This is a genomic window from Lysinibacillus sp. JNUCC-52, assembly GCF_015999545.1.
Taxonomy (GTDB): domain Bacteria; phylum Bacillota; class Bacilli; order Bacillales_A; family Planococcaceae; genus Lysinibacillus.
Genome location: NZ_CP065546.1, coordinates 3,947,856 through 3,973,223, shown reverse-complemented (window position 1 = coordinate 3,973,223; position 25,368 = coordinate 3,947,856). Strand labels below are relative to the sequence as shown.

Here is a 25,368-nt window from a genome sequence, read left to right as displayed (position 1 = left end):
GAAAGTAAACTTTTTACCAATCATAGGACGTCTATCCGTTAAAAAATTCATGTGTATTTTCTGCCAAATCCATAAAAAAAGTCAATTGCATATTGCAATCGACTCACCTGCTATTATTGACTTACGTTTTTAGTTCTTTCTTTTCGATTGAAGAGTTCCTCATAAATAACCGTCATAATGAAGGCATTCATAAAAGCAAATACGAAAAATATAGGCATTCCACCTAGTTTTATATGTGTTAGCTCTGTACTAAATACCATAACCATACCGATTTGTGCTAAAAAGAAAATAAAACCAATTCCAACTTGCCAAATTGCGCGTTTCTCTTGGCGTTTCTCGTACCAAAATATTTTTTTAAAAGCTTTTCGCACATCGTCTGCAATGACTAATCCTAATAAAAATAAAACTACAAAAAATAACGGTATATAATAAACACTTTTCGTCACCCATGCAAAATCAGATATACGGAAGAAAAGTGTAAAAAGCGATGCAATACTACAAGCAATTCCTAAATTTTGGAGCCAAGTGCTAATATTTAATTTCAAAGCTATTACCCCCTTTTATCATTCCTAAACATCATTATTTTATCAGAAAATAGCAATCTAGGACACAACCAATTATTTGTTAGGATTATTTTCATTGTTTTATGCCACAGTTTTGTAACAACCACTGCTCATTTGCGTCATGTGCAAGAATAAAAAATTCGTTTTTCTCTCTCCTATAATTTACAAAAATTAAAAGATGGTACTAGTCGTTGTAGCGGGGGCGGTAATTTCTGTGGGATTCGCAATGGTGGTGGCTCACAGTGAGCCCTTGGCAAACGACTACCGTAAGCAACCACTACGTCTACAGAAAAAAATGTTAGATTGATTGTATTCAACCTAACACTTTTTCTCTTTTATTCAGTTATATTAATCCCTGCAAGGATGACAAAATTATTCTATATAGCCTGATAATAGTTTTGCGTATGGTGAAGTGGAAGGTAAAATAATGACCGTATCTTCACCTACTGTTTTCTTATAGGATTCTAATGTACGGTAAAGTGAGTAAAATTCAGGGTCCTTTGAAAAAGAACTATTGTAAATTTTCGCTGCTTCCGCTTCTCCTTCCGCTTGAATCAATGCCGCTTCTTTATTCACTGTTGCTAGCATCTCTTGTACTTCTCTATCTGTTTGTGCTTCAATACGGCGTTTATCCGCATCACCTTCCGATAAATATAGCTGTGCAGTAGATTGACGTTCAGAAACCATGCGCGTAAATACAGACTGCTCATTTTCTGCTGGCAAGTCCGTACGACGAATGCGCACATCTACAACTTCAATTCCGTACTTATCGTTTAGTAATAGTTCATTAACACGTTCTGTGACACGGTCATTTAAGCTACCTCGTGAAGAGTTTTCATCATTAATGATTTCATCGTATCTTAGTTGACCAAGCTCTGTTCGAATTACCGAATAAATAAACTCCTCCATCCGCGATTCCGCCTTTGTAAGCGTTCCAGCATTGGAGATGAGCGCTTTCGGATCTGTAATGCGCCACACTGCATAGTTATCAATTATGATACGTTTTTTATCCTTTGTATTAATTTCTTCCTCTGAAATATTATACGTCAATTGATTTTTTGGAAGTGTTGTCACGCTCTGAATGAAGGGTACCTTCATTTTTATGCCTGGATCACGTTCAAACTTTACAACTTCTCCGAACTGTCGAACGACTGCATACTCAGATTCTTTTACAATATATACATTGGCAAAGAGAATAACCGCAACAGCAAAAACAATTGTTAATGTGACGACAAGAGAAATGTACTTTTTAGGATTTAATGGGCCCTTTTTTGACATCTTAATTACCTTGTCTCCATCACTAGAAGCAGTATTTTTTGATTTCCCCGATAAAAAACTTAGAAATTTTTCAAGATCTTTATTTTTCTGGTCCATTAATTACCGCTCCCTTCTTTTTTCTCTGTTGGTGCTTGTTGCTCGGTTGATTGTTGTTCTTTTGTTGCTTGTTGTGTAGTTGGTTGTAGCGCTTGTAGTGGCAAATACTTCATTGTACTACCATCATCATTCATAATATAAATTTGTGCCTTCGGTAACACATTTTCAAGTGTTTCTAAAATTAAACGTTCGCGTGTAATTTGTTGATTCCCTTTGTATTGCTCATACATTTTATTAAAAACAGCTACATCACCATAAGCTTGTTCGATACGTGCTGTTTTTGCACCGTTTGCTTTTGAAATAATAGCGTCTTTTTCACCATTCGCTTCACTAATTCGTTGGTTTTTGTATTTTTGAGCTTCATTCGTTTTTGTATTTTTTGTCTCACGTGCGTCTGTTACAGCTGTAAATGCTGCTCGTACTTCTGCATTTGGTAATTCTACATCCTGCAATTTGACACCTAATACACCAATACCAATATCATATTTTTCAATAAGGGAAACAAGTAATTCTCTTGTTTTTGCTTCAATATCTGCTTTTCCATCTGTTAGCGCAGCATCAATTGTCGAACTACCAATTATAGAGCGAATCGCGCTTGATGTAGCGCTATGTAATATTTCTTCTGGATTTTGTGCATTAAATAAGTACTTACGAGGATCTGTAATTTTCCATTGAACAACAAGATCTGTTAAAACAATATATTCATCACCTGTAATCATTTTTGTTTCTGCATCAAAGGCTTCCAATTCGCCTTCTTTATTTTGCTTATAGCCAAACTGTAAGCTGAATGTTTCTCTCGATAAAATCTCAACTGATTGTACTGGCCAAGGTAATTTAAAATGTAAGCCTGGATTTGTGACCGTTTCATCTGCACGGCCAAATGTTATCACAACTGCCTGCTCCGATTCATCGACTGTGTACCACGAAGTAAATACTGCGATAAGTGCTACAATACCGAATATCCCAAGTCCTACCATCATTAGTGTCCTTTTCACACTCATGTCTGTTCCTCCCTTTTGCTTAGTACTATTGTATACGGTATAGCTTTTAAAAAGATTCAAAATAATTTCATAAAGTAGACGAAAACTGTAGACAAAATCAACATACAGCCATTGAATTCCGTTGCGTACGGACGCTTTCCGCGGGCTCCTGGCATAGTGATGGCTCCTTCATTGTAAAATTCCACTTCGCTTTCCGTGGGCACAGAGTAAGCCGCAACCCTCGCTGTCGCGCGGTTTGTTGCGTCTTACTACTAGCAGTCGCGCAGGAATTTTCAGAATTGTTTGTGTGCCTGTCACTAAAAAAAGAAAAATCCTGTCACCATTAAGGTAACAGGATATTCATAACTAGGTGTTCTAATGCTGGGAAAAAGGTTGTTGATAAAACAATACTAATTAGTGCTGCTACAATCATTGCTAAACTTGCAAATGTCCCTTCCAGTTCTCCCAATTCAAATGCTTTTGATGTACCCGTACCATGAGCACCCATTCCAAGCATTAAACCTCTTGCAGATGGCTTTTGGAAACGACAAATCCGTATAACGATTGGGGCAATTAAACTACCCAAAATACCAGTTGTCATTACAAAAACAGCCGTAAGAGTAGGTGACCCACCTATCATATTGGAAATATCCATTGCAATAGGAGTAGTGACCGAACGCGGCACTAAGCTATGAACAAGTTCATCATTTAGTCCAACAACAAGCGCTATTATAAACGAAGAAGCAATTGCAACAGCAGAGCCGATAGCAATGCTAAAAATGATTTCAAAAGCATGTTTTTTTAATAGATTAAAATTTTTATAAATCGGTACAGCAAAGGCGACTGTTGCAGGCCCTAATAAATTTGATAAAATATTTGCCCCTGCATTATAAGATTCATATGAAGTACCGGTTAATAGTAACAATACAATAATTATTATTGGGCTAATCAATATGGGTGTAAGCCATTCTTTAGGAAACTTTTGATAAAATGCTTTACAAGCATAAAAAATAGCAATGGTTCCTAGTAAACTGATGACAGCAATAACTATACTCATACAGTGTCACCCTTCTTTCTATCTAACCACTGTGCAGTAAAACCCGTCACTAACATCACGACGAATGCACTTACTACAATAACAACTACAACTTTCATGCCTTGTATACCGATTAACGCATCATAATCAATGACGCCTATCGCTGAAGGGATGAAAAATAATAACAATTCACTCAGTAATAATCCTGCGCCTAACTCGATCCATTCTAGTTTAATAAGATGAAACTGTAATAGTAAAAATAATAAAACAAGCCCAATTATACTACCTGGAATCGGCAAGTGAAGTAAACGCGCAATACTATTTCCTATAAATAACACTATATAAAGATAGCCAATTTGCACGAAACTTTTGACGATTTTCATGGTCAACCTTCTCTCAATTTTTTATGCTACTATACTTTACACCTAAATCAGCAATGTGTAAAACAGAAAAGAATCCATCTCCAAAAAAATTTGGAAATAGATTCTTTCTAAGGTGAAGCTAAAGTAGTAATCATAAAAATCTTCATTCATGCAAATTAGAGTTTAATATTATTTTCATTTTATATTACAAAATAGGGGGTTTCTATAAAATAGTATAGCCCTCTATTTTGAATCTTATATATAATTATTGTAAAGAATTTGTTAATTTTTTCGGAATCATGACAATCATTTTTGTGCCAACGCCAACTTGACTTTCTACTTGAATTCGTCCATGATGCGCTTCCACTAGATGCTTCACAATGGCTAGCCCTAACCCCGTTCCACCAGAATTTCTGCTACGCGCACGGTCAACACGATAAAAGCGTTCGAAGACCCGTGCAATTTCATTCTTTTCTATCCCGATTCCTTCATCTTCGATCTCAATAATTCCATATGTGTCATTTTCCTTTAAGCGAATTGATACGGTTGTATTTTCAGGCGAATACGTAATGGCGTTTGTAATTAAATTCGTAACAATTTGAATAACCCGATTAGCATCCCCCATTACTTCTACATCACGGGCAATATCCACTTGAAAGCTCATATTTTTTTCATCGAGCCGCGGCCCTGTTAATTCTGCCCCGCGTATAAGGACATCCTGTAAGCCCATTGGCATAATATTCACGGTGAATCCATGTTGTTCAATTTTCGAAAGTTCTAATAAATCTTGGATAAGCATTTGCAGACGATTGCTCTCCTTATGCATAATTTCTAAAAAGGATAACAGCATCTTTTCGTCTTTATAGGCTCCATCCAGAAGTGTTTCAGAGAAGCCTTTAATCGAGGTAATTGGTGTACGTAATTCATGTGATACATTGGCTACAAAATCTTTACGAATTTGCTCAAGTCGGACAAGCTCTGTAATATCATGCATAACAATGACAACACCTAACCAGCGTCCGTGATCACCAATTACGGGTGCACCATACACTTCTTTATTGTATAGCTCTTGTTGTACTTCCATCTTTATTTGCTGGCGATAGGGCATTTCCGTTAAAAACACGTGGTCAATAAATTGCTCAAGCGTTTTCGGTAAACCTATTGTGCGAAAGACTTTTCCTTGCACATGCTCTAGTTGCATGCCAAAACGTTCTAAAAACACGCGATTGACGATTGATATATTGCCTTCACGACCAATCATCATTAGTGAGCTACCCATGTTTTCAATTAACGTTTTTAGCCTTTCTTCTTCTACCTCTCGTATTGTCGTAATATCCTGCAAATTACGCGCCAAAATATTAATAGAATGGCTCAATGGCATCATGCGCTCATGCTCATTTTCGTGTGCACGCGCTCGATAATTCCCCTTTGCCAATTCAAGTGCCGTTTCGGTCACATTATCAATTGGTGCGGTAAAATTTCGAATCATATAGCGGCTCACAATAGCAATTAATATAAGCGTAATTGAAAATAATATAGCTAACACACCATAAAGCCGAGCTCTTACATAGGACAGGAGTGAGTCCTTCATTTCAATTGTTTGGGCTGCAAATAAAGCTTTCTTATCTTCCTCAGATAAGGAAATTTGGCGTTCATCAAGTACTTTTTCCATTGCTTCTTGACTATATGAACTCGAGCGCTCATTGTATTGTTCTACATAAACAGGAAAAAGCTGACCTATAACAATCATTAGGACAGCAAGAATTGATCCGAGCGAGAGCATGAATGTCAAGAATAAGCGGTTGCTCATTGATTTCATGAAGTTTTCGGCTCCTCAAATTTATAGCCAAGACCACGAATTGTTTTAATAAACATCGGCTTACGACTATTTTCTTCAATTTTATCGCGGAGGTGGCTAATATGCACATCCACAATACGAGTATCGCCAGCAAAATCATATTTCCAAACAGCACTTAATAATTGATCGCGAGTTAATACACGGTTTTTATTTTCTAATAAATAAATAAGTAGTTCAAATTCCTTTGGTGTAAATTCAAGTGCTTCTTCTTGTAAAAACACTTCAAAACGCTCAGGAAATACACGCAGTTGTCCAAACTCATACATTTTTTCTTGAGGCTCATCTTTATCCTCTACTACAACATTTTGTGTAAACCTTCTTAAGACTGCTTTGACACGTGCTAAAACTTCACGTGGGCTAAAGGGTTTTGTCATATAATCATCTGCCCCTAGCTCCAAACCAAGCACTTTATCGAACTCATCGTCTTTTGCCGTTAGCATAATGATTGGTGTATTCATACGTTGCTGACGAATTTGTTTACAAACTTCCATGCCATCTAGCTTAGGGAGCATCAAGTCCAAAAGGATTAAATCAGGCTGTATTTCCATTGCTTTATTTAACCCTTCTAAACCGTCTGCTGCTGTTTCAACTAAATAGCCAGCCTGTTCTAAATTATATTTTAATAAGGTCGCAATCGAAAATTCATCTTCTACAACTAAAATAGTTTTTGTCATGTATATTGCCTCCGTTAGTGATTTGAAACCCCCATTTCAAATCTCAAGACTCTCCCTATAATGCTAGTGGTGGTGTCACCAACAATGTACCTTCAATTACTAGCTGTTTTTGTTCATTATAGGAGAGTACAGATACGGTAATGGTATTCTGTATTTTATTTACTTCTGTTACCTCTAAAAGCGTATCAAATAATTCATAATGATAGAGTGGCCCTAAATAGGTTAAATGTTGTTCTATAATACGCGCACCAGGTCCTGGAATATACTTCGACACAGCTGACGTAATAATACCATTTAACATAATAGTTGGTACAATCGGCTTTTTAAAAGGCGTCATCGCTGCATAATCATGTTGAATGTAAAGCGGATTATTATCATTTGTAAGTCCTAAATAAAGCAATAAATCCTTATCTTCTATTTTTTCAGTAATATGAATTTTCTCGCCAACTGTAATTTCATCAATAGTGAGACCAAGCTTACTGTTCTTTTGAAGCAAAGATACGCCAACCCCTTTTCTATCATACTACCTTCATAGTATCAATTTTATTCTAAAAGTACAATGAAAAGCAGAATAACCATTTTATGTTTATGCATATTATAAAGAACAAAAGAAGCTGTTTATTTCCAGTATCTTTATGTATAAAAAATCGAGTAAGAATGATTCCTACTCGATTTCATAAGCTTTTATTAAGCTAAAACTTTCATAACTGCTTTTACGGCATCAGCAGAGTTATCCAATTCCGCCTTTTCTTTGTCAGTTAGTTCAAGCTCAAAGATTTTTTCGATACCGTTTGCACCTAATAATGTCGGTACGCCTAAGTAAATATCATTGTAACCATATTCACCTTCTAAGTATGCGATTGATGGTAGAATACGCTTTTGATCTTTAATGATTGCTTCAGCCATTTCAATAAGTGCTGCTGCTGGAGCATAGTAGGCAGAACCATTTCCAAGTAAGTTCACGATTTCTGCACCACCATTACGTGTACGATCAACGATTGCTTCTAAACGCTCTGGCGCGATTAAAGTTTCTAAAGGAATACCACCAGCAAATGAATAACGAGTAAGTGGTACCATTGTGTCACCATGGCCACCTAATACAAAACCAGTGATGTCTTTTACAGAGATGTTTAGCTCTTCTGCAACAAAAGCACAGAAACGAGCAGTATCCAATACACCAGATTGACCGATTACTCGGTTTTTAGGGAATCCTGTTTCTTTGAATACTGTGTAAGTCATCGCATCAACAGGGTTTGTTAATACGATAATGGTTGCATTTGGCGAATGAGTTGCGATTTCTTTTGCAACAGTTTTCATAACTCCTTGGTTAATTTGAACTAAGTCGTCACGGCTCATGCCAGGTTTACGGGCAACACCCGCAGTAATGATTACTACATCAGAATCTGCAGTGTCTTCATAGTTAGAAGTACCTTTTACAAAAGAATCAAAACCTTGTATTGGAGCAGCTTCCCACATGTCTAAAGCTTTACCTTTTGTTGGGTTTTCAGCTTGTGGGATATCTACTAATACAACATCGCCAAGTTCCTTTTGTGCTGCTAAAAATGCTGCAGTAGCGCCGGTGAATCCGCCACCGATTACTGAGATTTTTTTACGTTTCAAAGTCATTTGAATACGCTCCTTTTTTAGGTTATATGCTAAAAAAGGGAGGAGAATAAATTCTCTCTCCCTCCATTAAACCAGGTACTAATATTACTGTAGCAAACCAATGTTACATTAAACAAATATCTGTTGACTGCGCTGGATTGTTACAGTGATCATTTTTACAGATTCGTAAAAATTATAGGTTTTTAATTAGTTCGTTAGCGAATTCTGAACATTTCACTTCTGTAGCGCCGTCCATTAAACGAGCGAAGTCATAAGTTACAACTTTAGAAGAGATTGTATTCTCTACAGATTTAGTGATCATGTCAGCTGCTTCTTGCCATCCTAAGTGTTCAAGCATTAATACACCTGAAAGTAATACTGAAGATGGGTTTACTTTATCTTGACCAGCATATTTTGGAGCTGTACCGTGAGTAGCTTCGAAGATTGCGTGACCAGTTACGTAGTTAATGTTCGCTCCTGGAGCAATACCGATACCACCAACTTGTGCAGCTAATGCATCAGAAATATAGTCACCATTTAAGTTCATTGTAGCTACTACATCGAACTCAGTTGGACGAGTTAAGATTTGTTGTAAGAAGATATCAGCGATTGAATCTTTTACTAAGATTTTACCAGCTGCTAAAGCATCAGCTTGTGCTTTGTTTGCTGCTTCTTCGCCTTGGTCAGCTTTGATTGCATCATATTGGTTCCAAGTGAATGTTTGATCAGCAAATTCAGTTTCAGCTAATTCATAACCCCATTTTTTGAATCCACCTTCAGTGAATTTCATGATGTTACCTTTGTGCACTAATGTTACAGAAGGACGGTTATGTTTGATTGCATATTCGATAGCAGAACGAACTAAACGTTCAGTACCTTCTTTAGATACAGGTTTTACACCGATACCTGAAGTTTCTGGGAAACGGATTTGATTTACACCAAATTCTGATTGTAAGAAGTTGATGATTTTTTTAGCTTGTTCAGAGCCTGATTCGAATTCGATACCAGCATAGATGTCTTCTGTGTTTTCACGGAAGATAACCATATCAACGTCTTCTGGGCGTTTAACTGGAGAAGGTACTCCATCAAAGTGACGTACTGGACGTAGGCAAACATATAAATCAAGTTGTTGACGTAATGCTACGTTTAGAGAGCGGATACCACCACCGATTGGAGTAGTAAGAGGACCTTTAATTGCGATTAGGTATTCGTTAATTTTATCTAAAGTTTCTTGTGGTAACCATTCGCCAGTTTGGTTGAATGCTTTTTCACCAGCTAGAACTTCTAACCATTCGATTTTCTTTTCACCGTTATAAGCTTTTTCTACAGCTGCGTCAATTACGCGAGATGCTGCTGCCCAAATATCAGGACCGATTCCGTCACCTTCGATGAATGGGATTACTGGATTGTTTGGTACATTAAGTACGCCGTTTTCAACTACAATTTTGTTTGACATTGTTGTTGCCTCCTAAATTCATAATCATAGGACTGTGTTATAGGTAACACAGTCCCAAATATTCTAGCATATTTTCCGAATCAGCGCTCACTGATTGGAACATATTTTTGCATACCTGGTCCAACATACTCAGCACGTGGACGGATCAGGCGGTTGTTAGCATATTGCTCAAGAATATGTGCTACCCAACCAGAAGTACGTGAAACTGCAAAGATTGGTGTGAATAAGTCATGATCGATGCCTAAAGAATCGTACACTGATGCAGAGAAGAAGTCTACGTTTGCAGGTAATTTCTTTTGTTCAACAATCATGTCATGGATTTTAACTGACATTTCATAAAGCTCTGGTTTACCAGTTAGTTCAGTTAATTTTTGTGACATTACACGTAAGTGTGGTGCACGTGGGTCGCCTTTGCGGTATACGCGGTGACCGAAGCCCATGATTTTTTCTTTGTTATCTAATTTATTTTGAATGTAAGATTCAACATTTTCAAGAGAACCAATTTCAGTTAACATCTTCATAACTTGCTCGTTTGCACCGCCATGAAGTGGTCCTTTTAATGCACCGATAGCTGCAGTTACACCAGAATATACATCTGATAATGTAGCTACACATACACGTGCAGTAAATGTAGATGCATTTAATTCATGGTCAGCATGTAATACTAACGCTTTATCGAATGCTTCTATTTCGATTGGTGCTGGCTCTTCACCTTTTAACATATATAGGAAGTTTGCTGCATAGCTAAGTTCTGCTTTAGGTTGAATTGGCTCTAAACCTTTACGTACACGTGCAAATGCAGTAACAACAGTAGCAATTTTAGCTTGTAGACGAATTGCTTTACGGTAGTTAGCTTCTGGATCCATAACATCCGCTTCTTCATCGAATACACCAAGTAAAGATACTGCCGTACGAAGTGCAGCCATTGGATGTACAGTTGAAAGTGGGTAAGTTTTGAATTGGTCTACAATTGCTTGTGGAATAGACATGTTGTCTGCCAATTGTTGTTTTAATTCAGCAAGCTCGTCCGCTTTAGGTAAACGAGTATGCCAAAGTAGGTAAATTACCTCTTCAAATGATGCGTTATCTGCTAAATCATCAATGTTGTAACCAACATATGTAAGTGTGTCATCGATAATTGAACTGATTTTAGATTCCGCTGCTACGATACCTTCTAATCCTTTTGTTGCTGACATAAATTATCGCTCCCTCATACTAATAATTTTTGTTGTAAACGCTTTTTCAACCATAGCATTTACGATTTTGCTCACATGAACCATTAAGTAAATCGCTTACATTGTTATTATAATCATTTTTGACAGCTTTGTGAATGAAAATCCTTCAAATTAAGAAAAAGTCGGACGAGCGACTAGATAAGCGTACTAAAGAGGGTATTTTGTATATTTTGACAATATATTTTCATTTGAATTGGGGTGAATTTGTTAAAATGAGGAATATTAAATATTTTTCATACGAAAGAACTATTAATGTTTTATTATTTATTTTTTACTTAGTGATACTTTGGTTCGTTCTACCTGTATCACTGGCAATTTTTTTATCATTTACAACCTATCCGATAATAAATTTCCTTCATAAGTACTGTAAAGTTAATTATTGGATTGCCGCTATTATAGTAGAAATACTAATACTTTCCTGTATAGTTCTCCTCATAATCATCTCAATAAACAGTATTATACTCATCTTTCCTGAGATACGTGACACACTTCAAAACTTTCCGTTGTTCACTGAGTACGAATCTATATTTATACAATTTTTGCAAGAAAAGTCAATGTCTATTTTTGATTCTATCGTAGTGTATACTGCAAATTTATTTCAAATGTTTATGAAGCACGTTATCGAAGTTTTTATATTTCTTGTCGCGTATTATTTCGCTTTAATTGAAACAAGAAAATCACGGTACTGGTTTTTTCAATATGTCCCTAAAAAATATAGAAATCAATGGCAAGCCCATTTTTCGAAAGTCATGCAACTTTTTCATTACTTTGTCTACGTAGAATTTCAATTATTTACGATAACATTGCTTATACTTTGCGCAGGCTTTATGATCCTTCAATTTGAACAAGCCATTATTAAAGCATTTATTGTTGCATTTGCAGATGTACTGCCCTTCTTTGGTATCGGCGTATTTCTCGTACCAATGAGCATTTATTTTTATTTCAATGGCAATACCTTTTTATGTGTTGCAATTTTACTTTTATATTTGTTTGTCCAACTAACAAGGCAGCTCGCTGAATCCATGCTTTGGTCTAATACCTTGCAATTACGAACGTTTCATACGTTTTTCATCAGCGCTGCCTCTATCTTATTATTTGGTTTTTACGGTATTTTACTCAGCCCAATTTTTTTATTTTTAGCTGTTAAGCTGAAAGAAAAGTCTATTTTTGAACGATAATAAATTGACCTTTTTTCATTTTTTTACGCATCCAATAAAATACAAGTGGTTGGAACAATTTACGTGTCACTGGTAGCAACATTAGTAAACCAATGATATCTGTAATAAAACCAGGTAATGCTAAAAGTACACCACCACTAAAGTTTAACATTGCATCAACTAATGCAGGTCCAGGAGCTTCTCCTCGCGCTACCATATGTTTTACGTTTTTTACTGAATTGATACCTTTATTTTTCGCTATATAAATGCCAATGATAGTCGTTGCGACAACAAGCAATAATGTATTGAAAACGCCAATATTTTGACCAATAACTATTAATAACGCCAGTTCGGCTAGTGCATATACAACAAAACTAAGAAAAAATTTTTTCATCTTTTTCTCCCTTCTATTGAAAAAGCTATACCTTCTATACGTTATTATAGCCCAATAAGTTTCAACTAAAAAACAAACTGGTGTAAAAACTAATTTTCCTTGTTATTTAAAAAGCTCTAGTACGGTTACCCCATACTAGAGCCTTTTTATTATCTATTAAAGTACGCTAGCATGTCCTTTATAAATAACACCTGTTTCAGCATCCATTGTTATTTCTTGACCGTGGCGAATTAATGATGTCGCTTCTTTTACACCGACGATTACAGGAATACCAAGGCTTAGCCCTACTACAGCGGCATGACTTGTTAGTCCGCCTTCCTCTGTAATTAACCCAATACAATTTTCAATAGCTGGCATCATATCACGATCTGAACCGACCGTTACTAAAATACAGCCTTCTGTATCATACGCTAATGCTTCAGCTGCATTTTTTGCTACTACTGTTTTACCGATTACCGACGCTTTGCCAATTCCTTGACCGCGCGCAAGTAAATCGCCAATAATGTGTACTTTCATTAAGTTCGTTGTTCCAGCTTCCCCAACAGGGACACCTGCTGTAATGACAACTGCATCACCATGATTTACAAAGCCATGCTTCAAGCTTTCGTCAACTGCTAGTTCTAAAATTTCGTCTGTCGTTGTAACACGTTGACAAACTACAGGATAAACACCCCACACAAGTGTTAGTGTATTTGCAGTGTTTTCCGAACCTGTAACAGCGACAATCGGAACACCAGGACGATATTTTGCAATCATTCTAGCCGTGTTTCCACTTTCTGTCGGTGCTAAAACAGCTTTAACCCCTAAGTTTATCGACGTATATGCTACGGCCTGAGAAATAGCCTCTGTCATATTCGCTTCTTTTTCACGACTACGTGTAGAAACGATTGCTTTATAATCTAATGAATCTTCTGTACGTTGTGCAATTTTGTTCATTGTTTGTACTGATTCAACAGGGTATGTCCCTGCTGCTGTTTCACCAGAAAGCATAATCGCATCTGTTCCATCAATAATAGCGTTCGCAACGTCACTTGCTTCAGCTCGAGTTGGTCGAGGATTGCGTTGCATAGAGTCTAACATTTGAGTAGCTGTAATAACTGGTTTACCAACTTGGTTACATTTTAAGATTAATTTCTTTTGCACTAATGGTACTTCTTCAGCTGGAATTTCTACGCCTAGATCACCACGTGCAACCATTAATCCGTCTGATACTAGAATGATTTCGTCGATATTATCGACACCTTCTTGGTTCTCGATTTTCGGGATAATTTGAATATGACTACCGCCATTTTGTTCAAGTAATTCGCGAATTTCTAATACATCCTTAGCTCGTCGAACGAATGAAGCTGCAATAAAATCCACACCTTGTTTAATACCAAATAAAATATCCTGTGCATCTTTTTCAGTGATTCCAGGTAGTTGAACTGAAACCCCAGGGACATTAACACCCTTTTTATTTTTTAAGACACCAGCATTTTCTACTATTGTGTGGATAAGCCCTTTTTCCGTATCAGTTGCTAACACACGTAATTGAATTAAACCATCATCTAATAAAATAATTGAGTTTTGTTGCACATCTTCGATTAGTCGTTCATACGTAACAGAAAAACTTGCTTCTGTTCCTTCTACTTCTGTCATCGAAATATCGATTACTTGACCTGCTTTTAAATGTAGTTCACCATTTTGCATATTATGCGTACGAATTTCAGGTCCTTTTGTGTCGAGCAAAATACCTACTGGTTTCCCTAATTTTTCTGCAACTTCACGAATTAAATTAATGCGCACTTCGTGTTCTTCATGTGAACCGTGTGAAAAATTCAAGCGGGCTACATTCATACCTGCCTCAATTAGTTTTTCTAAGATTTCTGGTGACTCACTTGCCGGACCAATTGTACATACGATTTTTGTTTTTCTCATTCTCTGCCCACTCCGTTTTACGCGAAATTATATTGATAGTTCTTTCATTAAAGTATATAAGCTTACATCAGATTCATGATGCTTTTCAAAAGCTTCTGGCATATCATAGTCAATAACTGTATGGTTGCGTATTCCTACAGCTCGACCAGATTTACCTTCCATTAATAATTCTACCGCATGTGCACCAAATTGACTTGCGAGGACACGATCACGTGCCGTTGGAGAACCACCGCGTTGAATATGACCAAGAACAGAAACACGCGTCTCTTTCCCTGTTTTTTCTTTCAGTAATTTTGCCAACTCGCCACCTGACATTACACCCTCTGCCACAATAATGATACTATGCTTTTTCCCTCGTGCTTCACCACGCTCTAAGCGTGATACGATGTCATCTAAATCATATTCCTCTTCAGGAATTAAGACCGTTTCAGCACCTGCTGCAAGCCCTGCCCATAATGCAATATCACCTGCATCACGCCCCATTACTTCAACAATAAAAGAATTTTCATGGGAAGTCGCTGTATCACGAATTTTATCGATTGATTCTACGACTGTATTGAGCGCGGTATCAAAGCCAATTGTGTATTCTGTTCCAGGAACATCATTATCAATCGTGCCAGGCACACCAACAGCAGGAAAGCCTTTTTTCACAAGGTCCATTGCACCTCGGTAAGAACCATCACCCCCGATAACAACTAACCCCTCGATACCTGCTTCTCGCAAATTAGCAATTGCTTGCTGTTGAACAGCATCTTCCTTAAATTCAGGGCACCGTGCTGAAAATAAATTGGTACCTCCTCTTTGAATGATGCCACCTACAGAACCTAAATCAAGCGGCTCAAAAGATCCTTTTATTAAACCTTCATAGCCATGCTTTATTCCAACAACATCCATTCCGTGATAAGCTGCCTTACGAACGACTGCTCGAATGGCTGCGTTCATGCCAGGGGCATCTCCACCACTTGTTAATACGGCAATTTTTTTCATTGTCGAACAACCTCCTGCAGTGTTATCTAATATTATTCACATTAACACGAAAAAACAAACTATGTAAGGGTTCTAGAGCTAGAAAAACATAACTTTTACATAAAAAATGAAAAGAATGCGCTTTCACACACTCTTTCCATCACAAAGCATCTAAAATTTAACATTTTTTATAAATATTTCGCTTTAATTTAACGAATTAGACCTTCAAAGCATTGCTATGTGATTTGCCTATACTTCTATATATTGTCCGATTTTTTTAAATTTATCATATCGGTCATCGATTAATTGCTCACCATTTAAAGTATTTAATTTTTTTAGTGTGTCACTAATACATTCTTTTATATAGATAGCCTGCTTCGCCACATTACGATGTGCTCCACCAGTAATCTCTGGAATAATACCATCAATCACACCAAGCTCTTTTAAATCAGGTGCAGTAATACGCATTGCCTCAGCTGCTTGCTTAGCAAGGCTACCATCACGCCATAAAATTGAAGCAGCACCCTCTGGAGAAATAACAGAATAGGTAGAGTTCTCTAACATGTAAACGCGATTTGCTACACCTAGAGCTAGTGCGCCACCACTACCGCCTTCTCCAATAACGATGCTAATGACTGGTACAGATAAACCCGCCATTTCTACTAAATTACGAGCTATCGCCTCACTCTGACCACGCTCTTCTGCTGCTTTACCAGGATAGGCACCTTTTGTATCTATAAAACAAATAATCGGACGATTAAATTTCTCTGCTTGTTTCATTAAGCGTAACGCTTTACGATAACCTTCTGGATGTGGCATCCCAAAATTACGACGAATATTTTCTTTTGTAGATTTACCACGTTGGTGTCCAATAATTGTGACTGGTTGTCCTTCAAATAGAGCAATTCCACCTAAAATCGCTGCATCATCTCCAAATGTACGATCTCCGTGTAATTCAATAAAGTTTTCACACATTGCCTCAATATATTGTAGCGTTGTTGGGCGTTCAGGATGTCTTGCCACTTGCACGCGATCCCAAGGCTTCATATTGGCATAGATTGATTGCTCGAGTTGCGTTAAACGCGTTTCTAGCTTTTCAATTTCTCCCGACATATCTACGTCCGCTTCAGCAGCAATCGTTTTTAATTCATCAATTTTTTCACGCAATTGTACTACAGGTTCTTCAAAAGCTAAATTTTTAGACATGTTGCACGCCACCTTTCGTATGCATTTTTACAAGCATAGCTACTTGTTTCCGTAAATCTTTGCGATGGAAAATGGCATCTAGTTGACCATGCTCTAATAAAAATTCTGCAGTTTGGAAATCATTCGGTAGTTTTTCTCTTACCGTTTCTTCGATTACACGTCTTCCCGCAAAGCCGATTAGTGCCTGAGGTTCTGCAATATTGATATCCCCCACAGAGGCAAAGCTTGCAGATACACCACCAGTAGTAGGGTGCGTTAATATAGAAATAAATAACAATCCTTGATTGCTATGACGTTTTAAAGCAACACTTGTTTTCGCCATTTGCATTAAAGAAAGTACACCTTCTTGCATTCGTGCTCCCCCACTTGCAGTGAAAATGATAAACGGCACACCTAATTCAGTTGCTTTTTCAACAGCACGTGTTATTTTTTCTCCAACAACAGAGCCCATTGATCCCATACGGAAATGTGAATCCATTATCGCTACTACAACATCTTCTCCATCAAGCGTACCTAAACCTGTCAATACAGCTTCATTTAGACCAGTTTTTTGTTGGTCTGCATTAATTTTCTCTACATAAGCAGGGAAATTAAGTGGATTACTTGTTTGTAAATGATCGTCCATCGAAACAAATGATCCTTCGTCTAAGAAATAATCCACACGCTCTTGGGCAGTCATTTTAAAATGATGTTCACACTTCGAGCATACTTTATGATGCTTTTCTAATTCTTTTGTTAACTGGATATGACGACATTCTGGACACTTTGTCATGAGTCCTTCTGGAAATGCCTTTTCCTGACCATCCTGTTTCTTTTTTCGATTTGCGTTAAATATGTCGCGTATTGCCATGTTTGACTCCCCCTTTATTGTCTAAAAAGTTTGACCAGTACCCATCCACTGCTCGTAAGCTAGTAATGCTTCTTTTTCATAGCCAAGTTGCATCGATTTCAACATCGTTTGAAGGATTAGTTTTTCATCTTCCGTTGAGTTTCGATTTAAACGGTCACCGTCATATGCTGCAAGTTGAAACCAGATTTTCAGCGAAAGCCGATTGCCTGATGTAACTAATAGTTCTCGCAATACATCACGACAATTTACTGTTCCTTCAATTTCCAGCTTCACAAAAAAACTATCCCACACAGGTAGTGTACGAAGAATCTCTGTACAACTTATTACGCGAATTGCTTCCTTTTCATGAATTTGTCGCGTTAATTCGACATCTTTTTTTGATTTTTCATCTTCTAATATAAACATCGACAGAACTTCTACAAGCTGATGCTTATGTGTTGAGGCAAGAAATGTACCTCCACCGTGTCGCGTTTCAATGAGTCCAAGTAACTCTAAACTGCGCAGTGCTTCCCTGACAGAAGAGCGCCCAACACCTAACCTTTCTGATAAAACACGTTCAGAAGGAAGCTTCTCTCCAGCTTGAATTTTTTCCATTCGAATAAGTTGACGTAATTGCTGAACGATTTCTAAAAACACTTTTTTTTGTTCGGTTTGTTTATCCATATGATTAACTCCCGTTATCAAAAAGTGGTCTGACCACTTTTTTAGCATTGACTACATCTTACAAAATAACTGTTTAAAAGTAAAGAAAAAACTGCATAAAATTCTATGCAGTTTCTAAAATCTTGTTTAATTTCATATTTTTTTAGTCGATTGTGCATGTTTTACTTTCACTTGCGATTTACCAAAACGTTTTTCAAGAGTACCCTCAATATACAGCAGTTCATCTTCTATTAAGATATCTTGAACGAGTTGAAAGACTTGTGGAAATAAGGTTACTGATACGATTCCAAATTCATCTTGGAGTTGGACAAAGGCCATTTGCTCTCCTTTTTTTGTCCTTATTTTTTTCACTTCCTCAATCAAGCCAATCATTTTTACATACGTCCCTTCACGTGTATACTTCAGGTCAGCACAGGTTACAGTACCTTCTCCCCAGTAACTTCTTGCTTCAGAAACTGGATGCGCAGAAATATAAAAGCCTAAACTTTCTTTCTCATGCTGAAGCTTTTCTTTCTGAGACATCGCTTCAGCTTGCATATACTTCGGTTTCCCAAAATTAAAAGCGGTCGCCGTTTCTATATCGACATCCTCTGTTGGACGCACAAGCTCTGCCTGTTTTAATGCTGCCTCTAAAGTGGCCACCAGTACAGCACGATCCTTCTCTAAATAATCAAGCACCCCTGCATGAACTAAGGATTCCATAATATTCGGTTTAAAATGTTGTGCACTTAAAGCGACAGCCAAATCAAATAAATTATGAAGTGCCTCTGGATTCGTTTTACGCAACGTCACTAATTTCTCTATAAATGTGTGCGGTACACCTTTTATGCCCGATAAGCTATAACGAATGCCATCCTTTTCCACCTTAAAGAATTTAGTACTTTGCAATAAAGATGGCGGATAAAACGCCATTCCTTTTTCCTTCGCTTCCGCAACAAGCTGTTGAATTTTTTCTACATTCCCTGTTGCATTGGTTAATAATGCTGCATAAAAGCTTTGCGGGTAATGAGCCTTTAAATACGCCATATGATACGAGATGACACTATAGGCAACCGCATGGCTTTTTGCAAAGCCATAGTCGGCAAAGCGTACAATTAGCTCGTAGACGCCCTCTGCATCTCGCCGATCAAAACCTTGCCTCAATGCGCCATCTACAAAGGCGGTACGTTGCTCCTCTAATATATCACGATTTTTTTTACTAACTGCCCGACGTAATAAGTCCGCCTGCCCCATCGTAAAACCAGCCATCGTCGCTGCAATTTGCATAATTTGCTCCTGATAGACAATGACGCCATATGTTTCACGTAATATCGGCTCCAATAACGGATGTGGCATCGTTACACGTTCTTGCCCCGCCTTTCTTCTTGCATAAACAGGAATGAATTCCATCGGTCCTGGACGATAAAGAGCATTGACTGCAACAATATCTGAAAAATGTGTTGGATGAATATCACGTAATGCCTCTTTCATACCATCTGATTCTAATTGGAAAATACCTACTGTATCTCCTTTTTGAAGCAGTTGGAAGGTAAGCTCGTCATGCATAGGGATTAGGTCAAACTCTATCCATGGTCCCCCTGCTTTGTAAATAGACCAACGTACTTGCTCTAAAATGGTTAAATTACGCAACCCTAAAAAATCCATCTTTACAAGACCACTTGCTTCTACATCTCCCATCGGCCACTGGGTACAATAAATTCCCTCATGTCCATCCTCAATTGGAACTGTATCTACTAATGGCGTTGGTGCTAATACAATGCCAGCAGCATGGGTAGAGGAATTTCTCGGCAAACCTTCTAATTTTAGAGCTATGTCAAGCCAACGTCGATGGTATTCATCTTCAGCCAACCAACTTTGAAAGCTTTGGGATTCTGCTACAGCTCTTTGCAACGTTATGCCTGGTTTGTTTGGAATCATTTTCGATATTTTTTCCATCACTTCAGCATCAAAACCATAAACACGCGCTACATCTCTCGCCACTGCTTTCGCTGATAAAGTACCAAAAGTAATGATTTGCGCAACATTAGCCTTGCCATATTTTTGTGCAACGTATTGAATTACTTGTTGTCTTTTGCTGTCAACAAAGTCAATATCAATATCGGGCAATGTTACACGTTCAGGATTCAAAAATCTTTCAAACAATAATCCGTAGGCAAGTGGATCTACCTGTGTGATAGAAAGACTAAATGCAACTAGTGAACTTGCTGAAGAACCACGACCTGGCCCAGTTAAAATGCGATGCTCTTTGGCATAACGCATAAAATCTGCAACAATTAAAAAATAATCAGCATAGCCCATTGAGCATATAATTTCTAACTCATATTGCAGTCTATCTCGATAAATTGCTGGAACCTCTGTTAGTTTTAAACGATTAGCTAATCCTGAAAACGTTTCTTTTACAAGCAAACTTTCGGCTGTTTCACCCTCTTGTAGCGGAAATTTTGGCATTTGAACATGCATTTCAGGAATTTTTGCAACACAGCTAGCTAACATATCGACACTTGCCTCAATCCATTCAGGGCGATTTGAAAACCAACTCTTCCACTGCTCCTCAGTCGGCGCATAATAGTTTTCTAAATGAGCTGTTAGCATCGTATCTTGAAGCTTTTCCCCTGTATCAATAGCTCTAGCAACTTCATATGCAAAATGATCCTCTGGTCGTAAAAAATAACAACGCTGTGTAGCTACAATTAAAATACCTTTTGTCTCGCACCACTGTGAAATCATAGCTTCATTGTCTGCTATTATGCCACCTGGTCTTGCCATTCCTACATATAGACGCTTACCAAATACTTGTTGTAAAGCACTTGTTATTTCTGCCCATTCTACTATTTCCGCTATATCATTCGCCGAAAGCAACGCTATACAGCCCTTTGCATAGCCTTCAAGCCATCTCCAAGGCAATACCTCGTCTTCACGAATAGAAACAGCACTACTAATCTTTAAAAGATGCTGGTAGCCTTGCTGTGTTTGTGCATACAACACGAGCGGTATTATGTTATTATCCCATTGTACCTTCACCGAAAGCCCTATTACCGCGTGCATATTTGCCTGCTGCATCGCTTTACAAAAAGGTAAAAGCCCGTACAATTTCGAATTGACAATTGCACAGGCCTGCGTATTTTGTTCTTGTAAAAAAGGGATCAATTGTTCAAGCCGAATCGTGCTTTTTAATAAATCCGCGCTCGTATGCATTTGTGTATATACATGTGTCAAAAGAATCCCTGCCTTTCAAAATTTATTAATATGCCTTACAAATTTCTTTTAAACGTGCAGTGACAATTTCTGCTTCTTGCCATGAGTAAGCAGTTGCACCAGAAGCAAGTGGATGACCGCCACCATTAAATTCCTTCGCTAAAGTGTTAATAATCGGTCCTTTAGAGCGTAAACGAACACGAATTTGGTCTTCCTCTTCGATGAAGATTACCCATGCACAAATCCCCTTTACACTGCCGAGGCAGCCCACTAAAAGCGATGCTTCAGATGGTACAACATTGAATTCAGCAAGTAATTCTTTTGTCAGCTTTACATGCGCTGCACCGTTTTCATCCATAACAAAATTTTGATAAATATATCCTTGTAACGTTAATAGCTTTTGCTCCATTTCATACATCCCATCGAAAATTTGATTTCGATCAAAGTTATATGTAATAAGTTCCGCTGCAACTTTGAATGTTTTTACAGTCGTGCTTGGGAATTGGAAACGACCTGTGTCTCCAACAATTCCAGCAAATAATAATCGTGCGGCTGCATCTGAAAGTTTCCAATCAGCGATTTCTTTCCCCTCTTCAAATAGCACATAGATCATCTCACTGCAAGAACTAGCAGTTGTATCTACCCACAATAAGTCTCCGTATTGATCGTCATTAGGATGATGATCGATTTTTATGACCATTTTGCCTTTTGTATAGCGCTGATCGTCAATACGTTCTGTATTCGCCGTATCTGTTACTATAACCAGCGCATTTTCATATACATCATCCGCTATTTGATCAGGTTCAGCTAAAAACGACAAGGATGTATCATGCTCACCAACAGCATACACTTTCTTTTCTGGATAATTTGCTAAAATTAATTCTTTTAAGCCTAATTGTGATCCATACGCATCTGGATCTGGACGCACATGTCGATGAATAACGATTGTCTCATATGAAGCAATTGTGTCGATGATTTGTCTTTTCAAAGTGATTTCCCCCAAAATGATAGTAATAACCGTTAGCATTTTTCCTCAATAATCGTTACAATAATGTCTAGTTATGCTAGGAGGTTTACTATGCTCAATTTAATTTTTGTGTTTGCCATAATTATATCATTTGTCTTTTATTTTTATTTTAAAACAAAACAGTTCCGTTCACCATTACCTATTGCTAAAAATTGGTACAAAAGTAAGTCGAATATAGGTTTAGGTTCTTTTATTCTTGCATTTGCATTGAATCAAGCATACTTATTCCCTGGAACGTTTACATTTATCATTGTAGCAATTCTTGTCGTGTTAGGCATCTTTGTTGTTGTGGAAAATATTAAAAAGGCCCGACATTATGGTCAGTTTGTTGATGAAGAATTTCGAATTAATCGATAACAATTACACTGCAGTACACATATAATTGCAAAAAACTATTAAAGGGATGACCTAGTATTTGCCTAGGTCATCCCTTTTTGTCTGCTTAACGCTCCAATAGCTGGAACATCATCATTGCCTTACCGACAAGCATTTGCTCATTAAATACTTCAAAGTCCATTTTTACGAACTTACGGCTCATATCTAATATGCGAGGTTTGACAGTAAGCGTGCTCTCCATTTGAACAGGCTTGATGAAATAAATTGTCATGTTTTCTGCAACTGCATCGCCACGTTTACGACGCTTTAATGCAAATGATCCAACTTCGGCTAGTAACGTTGTAAATGCTCCATAAGAAATAGCCCCATATTGGTTTGTCATTTGCGGTGTCACTTTAAACTCCACGATTAAATCTTCATCGCCAAGCACTTTCATTTCATTTTTCACTAAATCATCTATAGTCTCACCGTGTTGAGGCTGTCTTTGTGCAAGCTGCAACGCCTTTAGCACATCTTGTCGACTAATTACTCCTTGTAAAACATTATCGTCATTTACAATCGGCAGTAAGTCGATCCCTTCCCAAATCATCCGATGCCCTGCGGAAGCGACGCTCATTTTCATTGATCCAGCAATTGGATTTTTCGTCATCACTTTTTCAATTAGCTCGTCCTCTTCCCTACCGATAACGTCTTTCACCGTAATCATTCCTACTAGCTTATTCATAGCAGTTACTACAGGAAAGGCACCATGCGTTGTACGCTCATTTAATTTTTGGAAATGATGAATCGTTTCATCATTGTGGAGCACAGATGTTTCGGTCATTGGCACGAAAATATCCTCAATAAATAAAATATCTTTTTTGATTAACTGGTCATAAATCGCACGGTTAATCATCGTTGCTACGGTGAAAGTATCGTAACTAGTTGAAATAATCGGCAAATCCAATGAATCGGCAAGCTGTTTATTGTCATCCGTTGTATCAAATCCACCTGTAATTAATACAGCTGCACCTGCTCGAAGCGCATTTTCATGAGCTTTAAAACGGTTTCCGACGATCAGTAAGCTACCTGCATCTGTATAACGCATCATATCTTCTAATTGCATCGCGCCGATTACAAATTTTGTTAATGTTTTATGTAGACCAGTTTTACCACCTAGTACCTGGCCATCTACAATATTAACAATTTCCGCAAATGTTAATCGTTCGATATTTTCTTTCTTTTTCTTCTCAATACGAATTGTTCCGACACGCTCAATAGAACTTACAAGACGACGATTTTCCGCTTCTTTAATAGCACGGTAAGCCGTTCCTTCACTCACTTGCATTTCCTTTGCAATTTGTCGTACCGAAATTTTATCGCCCACGGGTAGTGATTCGATGTATTGTAAAATCTTCTCATGTTTTGTTGACAAAATATCACCTATTTCTCAAGCAATGAATTCTGTTATTAGTGTACCATATTTTTTGCGAAAATATTGAGTATAAAGGTGTAAAATGTTTTACGTTTCCCATTATTTCAACTACGCACGTGGTGTCAATCATTATAGTACAGCACCTCAAATGATTAGGAACAGTTTACTTTTTCACCCGCTTTTAAAATTTGAACTTCTGCATTTTGTACTAAATTAGCAAAAATTTGCGGATCCTGTTCAATCGGAGGGAATGTATTATAATGAATTGGTACAACAATTTTTGGCTTTAAAAATGATACTGCACATGCTGCATCTTCAGGTCCCATTGTAAAATTATCACCAATTGGTAAAAACGCTATATCAATTGGATGACGCTCTCCAATTAATTTCATATCACTAAATAGTGCTGTATCACCCGCATGATAAATTGTTAATCCTTCGATAAACAGTAAAACACCTGCTGGCATACCCATATAAATAATTTCATTGTTTTCGGTTACATAAGAAGAGCCATGGAAAGCCTGTGTAAATTTCACCTTTCCAAAATCAAATTCTTTTGCTCCCCCTATATGCATTGGATGCGCTTTCACTCCTTGCCAAGAAATCCAGTTTGCCAACTCATTCGGTGCAATAACGAGTGCATCCTTTTTCTTTGCAAGCTCCACAGTATCCCCCACATGGTCATTATGCCCATGTGTAAGCAAAATAATATCTGGTGCTTCTTCTGCAACCTTTAAATCGGTTTGGCTATTTCCATTAATGAAAGGGTCAATTAAAATTGTTTTACCATTTGTTTGAATTTTAACGACAGAATGTCCATGATAACTAATTTGCATTAATCGTTCCTCCTGATAATTGAATATTTGCTCCATCTTTTAATTCGCTATCCATGCGCTTTTTCCCTTTTTTTGATATGCTTAAACAGGATATGAAAAGTGTATAGTGCACATCTTTTCTCGACATTTCGAATGTCGAGAAAAACCACGCCGTGCTTTACTTTCAATAGTGGGCACTAGTAAACATTGCACTGCTTTCACTTAAATAATTGAAGCCATATGAAGGCGTGTCGCTATAGGCTAAATCAGCAAACTAGGTGCAAT

The 25,368-nt window shown here is 37.5% G+C and carries 23 protein-coding genes; 2 read left to right on the top strand and 21 right to left on the bottom strand.

The annotated features are described in order from the left end of the window. Window positions 1-113: 113 nt before the first annotated feature. From JNUCC52_RS19630 to citZ, 11 genes are all read right to left on the bottom strand, one after another. Window positions 114-545 (bottom strand): DNA polymerase I, encoded by a 432-nt coding sequence (locus tag JNUCC52_RS19630; protein ID WP_228134142.1) that lies wholly within the window; start codon window positions 543-545, stop codon window positions 114-116. 390 nt (window positions 546-935) lie between these two features. After that, window positions 936-1,937 carry a protease modulator HflC gene (hflC, locus tag JNUCC52_RS19625; protein WP_337980607.1) on the bottom strand — a complete coding sequence of 334 codons (1,002 nt, stop codon included), beginning with the start codon at window positions 1,935-1,937 and terminating at the stop codon, window positions 936-938. Continuing rightward, entirely contained in the window at window positions 1,937-2,938 is a 1,002-nt protein-coding gene (gene hflK / locus JNUCC52_RS19620) for an FtsH protease activity modulator HflK (RefSeq protein ID WP_337980606.1), read from the bottom strand. The genes hflC and hflK overlap by 1 nt, the downstream gene beginning before the upstream one ends. A 322-nt stretch (window positions 2,939-3,260) precedes the next feature. Continuing rightward, window positions 3,261-3,974 (bottom strand): LrgB family protein, encoded by a 714-nt coding sequence (locus JNUCC52_RS19615; RefSeq protein WP_172772399.1) that lies wholly within the window; start codon window positions 3,972-3,974, stop codon window positions 3,261-3,263. Next, window positions 3,971-4,336: a CidA/LrgA family holin-like protein gene (locus tag JNUCC52_RS19610; protein WP_172772400.1), complete on the bottom strand. Its 366-nt coding sequence runs from the start codon at window positions 4,334-4,336 to the stop codon at window positions 3,971-3,973. Before JNUCC52_RS19610 ends, JNUCC52_RS19615 begins: the two co-directional genes overlap by 4 nt. Window positions 4,337-4,580: 244 nt before the next feature. Further along, window positions 4,581-6,134, bottom strand: a complete 1,554-nt coding sequence (gene pnpS, locus JNUCC52_RS19605) for a two-component system histidine kinase PnpS (protein WP_172772401.1) — start codon at window positions 6,132-6,134, stop codon at window positions 4,581-4,583. After that, window positions 6,131-6,847, bottom strand: a complete 717-nt coding sequence (locus JNUCC52_RS19600) for a response regulator transcription factor (protein WP_172772402.1) — start codon at window positions 6,845-6,847, stop codon at window positions 6,131-6,133. The genes pnpS and JNUCC52_RS19600 overlap by 4 nt, the downstream gene beginning before the upstream one ends. 55 nt (window positions 6,848-6,902) lie before the next feature. Further along, window positions 6,903-7,343, bottom strand: coding sequence for a MaoC/PaaZ C-terminal domain-containing protein (locus JNUCC52_RS19595; RefSeq protein ID WP_172772403.1), 441 nt, complete (start codon window positions 7,341-7,343; stop codon window positions 6,903-6,905). Between the two features lie 191 nt (window positions 7,344-7,534). Next, the gene (mdh, locus tag JNUCC52_RS19590; protein WP_172772404.1) at window positions 7,535-8,473 is read right to left on the bottom strand and encodes a malate dehydrogenase; all 939 of its coding nucleotides are present in this window, start codon (window positions 8,471-8,473) and stop codon (window positions 7,535-7,537) included. A gap of 172 nt (window positions 8,474-8,645) precedes the next feature. Further along, on the bottom strand, window positions 8,646-9,908 hold the full coding sequence (gene icd, locus JNUCC52_RS19585; RefSeq protein ID WP_172772405.1) for an NADP-dependent isocitrate dehydrogenase: 1,263 nt from the start codon (window positions 9,906-9,908) through the stop codon (window positions 8,646-8,648). 80 nt (window positions 9,909-9,988) lie between these two features. Then, window positions 9,989-11,104, bottom strand: a complete 1,116-nt coding sequence (citZ, locus tag JNUCC52_RS19580) for a citrate synthase (RefSeq protein WP_172772406.1) — start codon at window positions 11,102-11,104, stop codon at window positions 9,989-9,991. Window positions 11,105-11,238: 134 nt separating this feature from the next. Here citZ and JNUCC52_RS19575 point away from each other — a divergent pair, with 134 nt between their 5' ends. Beyond that, a complete protein-coding gene (locus JNUCC52_RS19575) occupies window positions 11,239-12,321 on the top strand; it encodes an AI-2E family transporter (RefSeq protein ID WP_337980605.1) in 1,083 nt (360 codons plus the stop codon). Here JNUCC52_RS19575 and JNUCC52_RS19570 read toward each other — a convergent pair. From JNUCC52_RS19570 to JNUCC52_RS19535, 8 genes are all read right to left on the bottom strand, one after another. After that, the gene (locus JNUCC52_RS19570) at window positions 12,305-12,694 is read right to left on the bottom strand and encodes an FxsA family protein (protein ID WP_172772408.1); all 390 of its coding nucleotides are present in this window, start codon (window positions 12,692-12,694) and stop codon (window positions 12,305-12,307) included. The genes JNUCC52_RS19575 and JNUCC52_RS19570 overlap by 17 nt on opposite strands. A 156-nt stretch (window positions 12,695-12,850) precedes the next feature. After that, on the bottom strand, window positions 12,851-14,611 hold the full coding sequence (gene pyk, locus JNUCC52_RS19565; protein WP_172772409.1) for a pyruvate kinase: 1,761 nt from the start codon (window positions 14,609-14,611) through the stop codon (window positions 12,851-12,853). Window positions 14,612-14,638: 27 nt separating this feature from the next. After that, window positions 14,639-15,598: a 6-phosphofructokinase gene (pfkA, locus tag JNUCC52_RS19560; RefSeq protein ID WP_172772410.1), complete on the bottom strand. Its 960-nt coding sequence runs from the start codon at window positions 15,596-15,598 to the stop codon at window positions 14,639-14,641. A 228-nt stretch (window positions 15,599-15,826) separates the two neighbouring features. Further along, window positions 15,827-16,783, bottom strand: a complete 957-nt coding sequence (locus JNUCC52_RS19555; protein WP_172772411.1) for an acetyl-CoA carboxylase carboxyltransferase subunit alpha — start codon at window positions 16,781-16,783, stop codon at window positions 15,827-15,829. Further along, window positions 16,776-17,633: an acetyl-CoA carboxylase, carboxyltransferase subunit beta gene (accD, locus tag JNUCC52_RS19550; RefSeq protein ID WP_172772412.1), complete on the bottom strand. Its 858-nt coding sequence runs from the start codon at window positions 17,631-17,633 to the stop codon at window positions 16,776-16,778. The genes JNUCC52_RS19555 and accD overlap by 8 nt, the downstream gene beginning before the upstream one ends. 21 nt (window positions 17,634-17,654) lie before the next feature. Beyond that, window positions 17,655-18,296, bottom strand: a complete 642-nt coding sequence (locus JNUCC52_RS19545) for a FadR/GntR family transcriptional regulator (RefSeq protein WP_172772413.1) — start codon at window positions 18,294-18,296, stop codon at window positions 17,655-17,657. Window positions 18,297-18,428: 132 nt separating this feature from the next. Further along, on the bottom strand, window positions 18,429-21,512 hold the full coding sequence (dnaE, locus tag JNUCC52_RS19540) for a DNA polymerase III subunit alpha (RefSeq protein WP_337980604.1): 3,084 nt from the start codon (window positions 21,510-21,512) through the stop codon (window positions 18,429-18,431). Between the two features lie 25 nt (window positions 21,513-21,537). Further along, window positions 21,538-22,479: a DHH family phosphoesterase gene (locus tag JNUCC52_RS19535; RefSeq protein ID WP_217270131.1), complete on the bottom strand. Its 942-nt coding sequence runs from the start codon at window positions 22,477-22,479 to the stop codon at window positions 21,538-21,540. A 90-nt stretch (window positions 22,480-22,569) separates the two neighbouring features. On the opposite strand from JNUCC52_RS19535, the gene JNUCC52_RS19530 reads away from it, so the two are divergent. Continuing rightward, a complete protein-coding gene (locus JNUCC52_RS19530; protein WP_337980603.1) occupies window positions 22,570-22,875 on the top strand; it encodes a YtpI family protein in 306 nt (101 codons plus the stop codon). 85 nt (window positions 22,876-22,960) lie between these two features. On the opposite strand, the gene JNUCC52_RS19525 is transcribed toward JNUCC52_RS19530, so the two are convergent. Then, window positions 22,961-24,268 (bottom strand): DRTGG domain-containing protein, encoded by a 1,308-nt coding sequence (locus JNUCC52_RS19525; RefSeq protein WP_173477543.1) that lies wholly within the window; start codon window positions 24,266-24,268, stop codon window positions 22,961-22,963. A gap of 152 nt (window positions 24,269-24,420) precedes the next feature. Continuing rightward, entirely contained in the window at window positions 24,421-25,104 is a 684-nt protein-coding gene (locus JNUCC52_RS19520) for a metal-dependent hydrolase (RefSeq protein ID WP_337980602.1), read from the bottom strand. Between the last annotated feature and the right edge of the window lie 264 nt (window positions 25,105-25,368).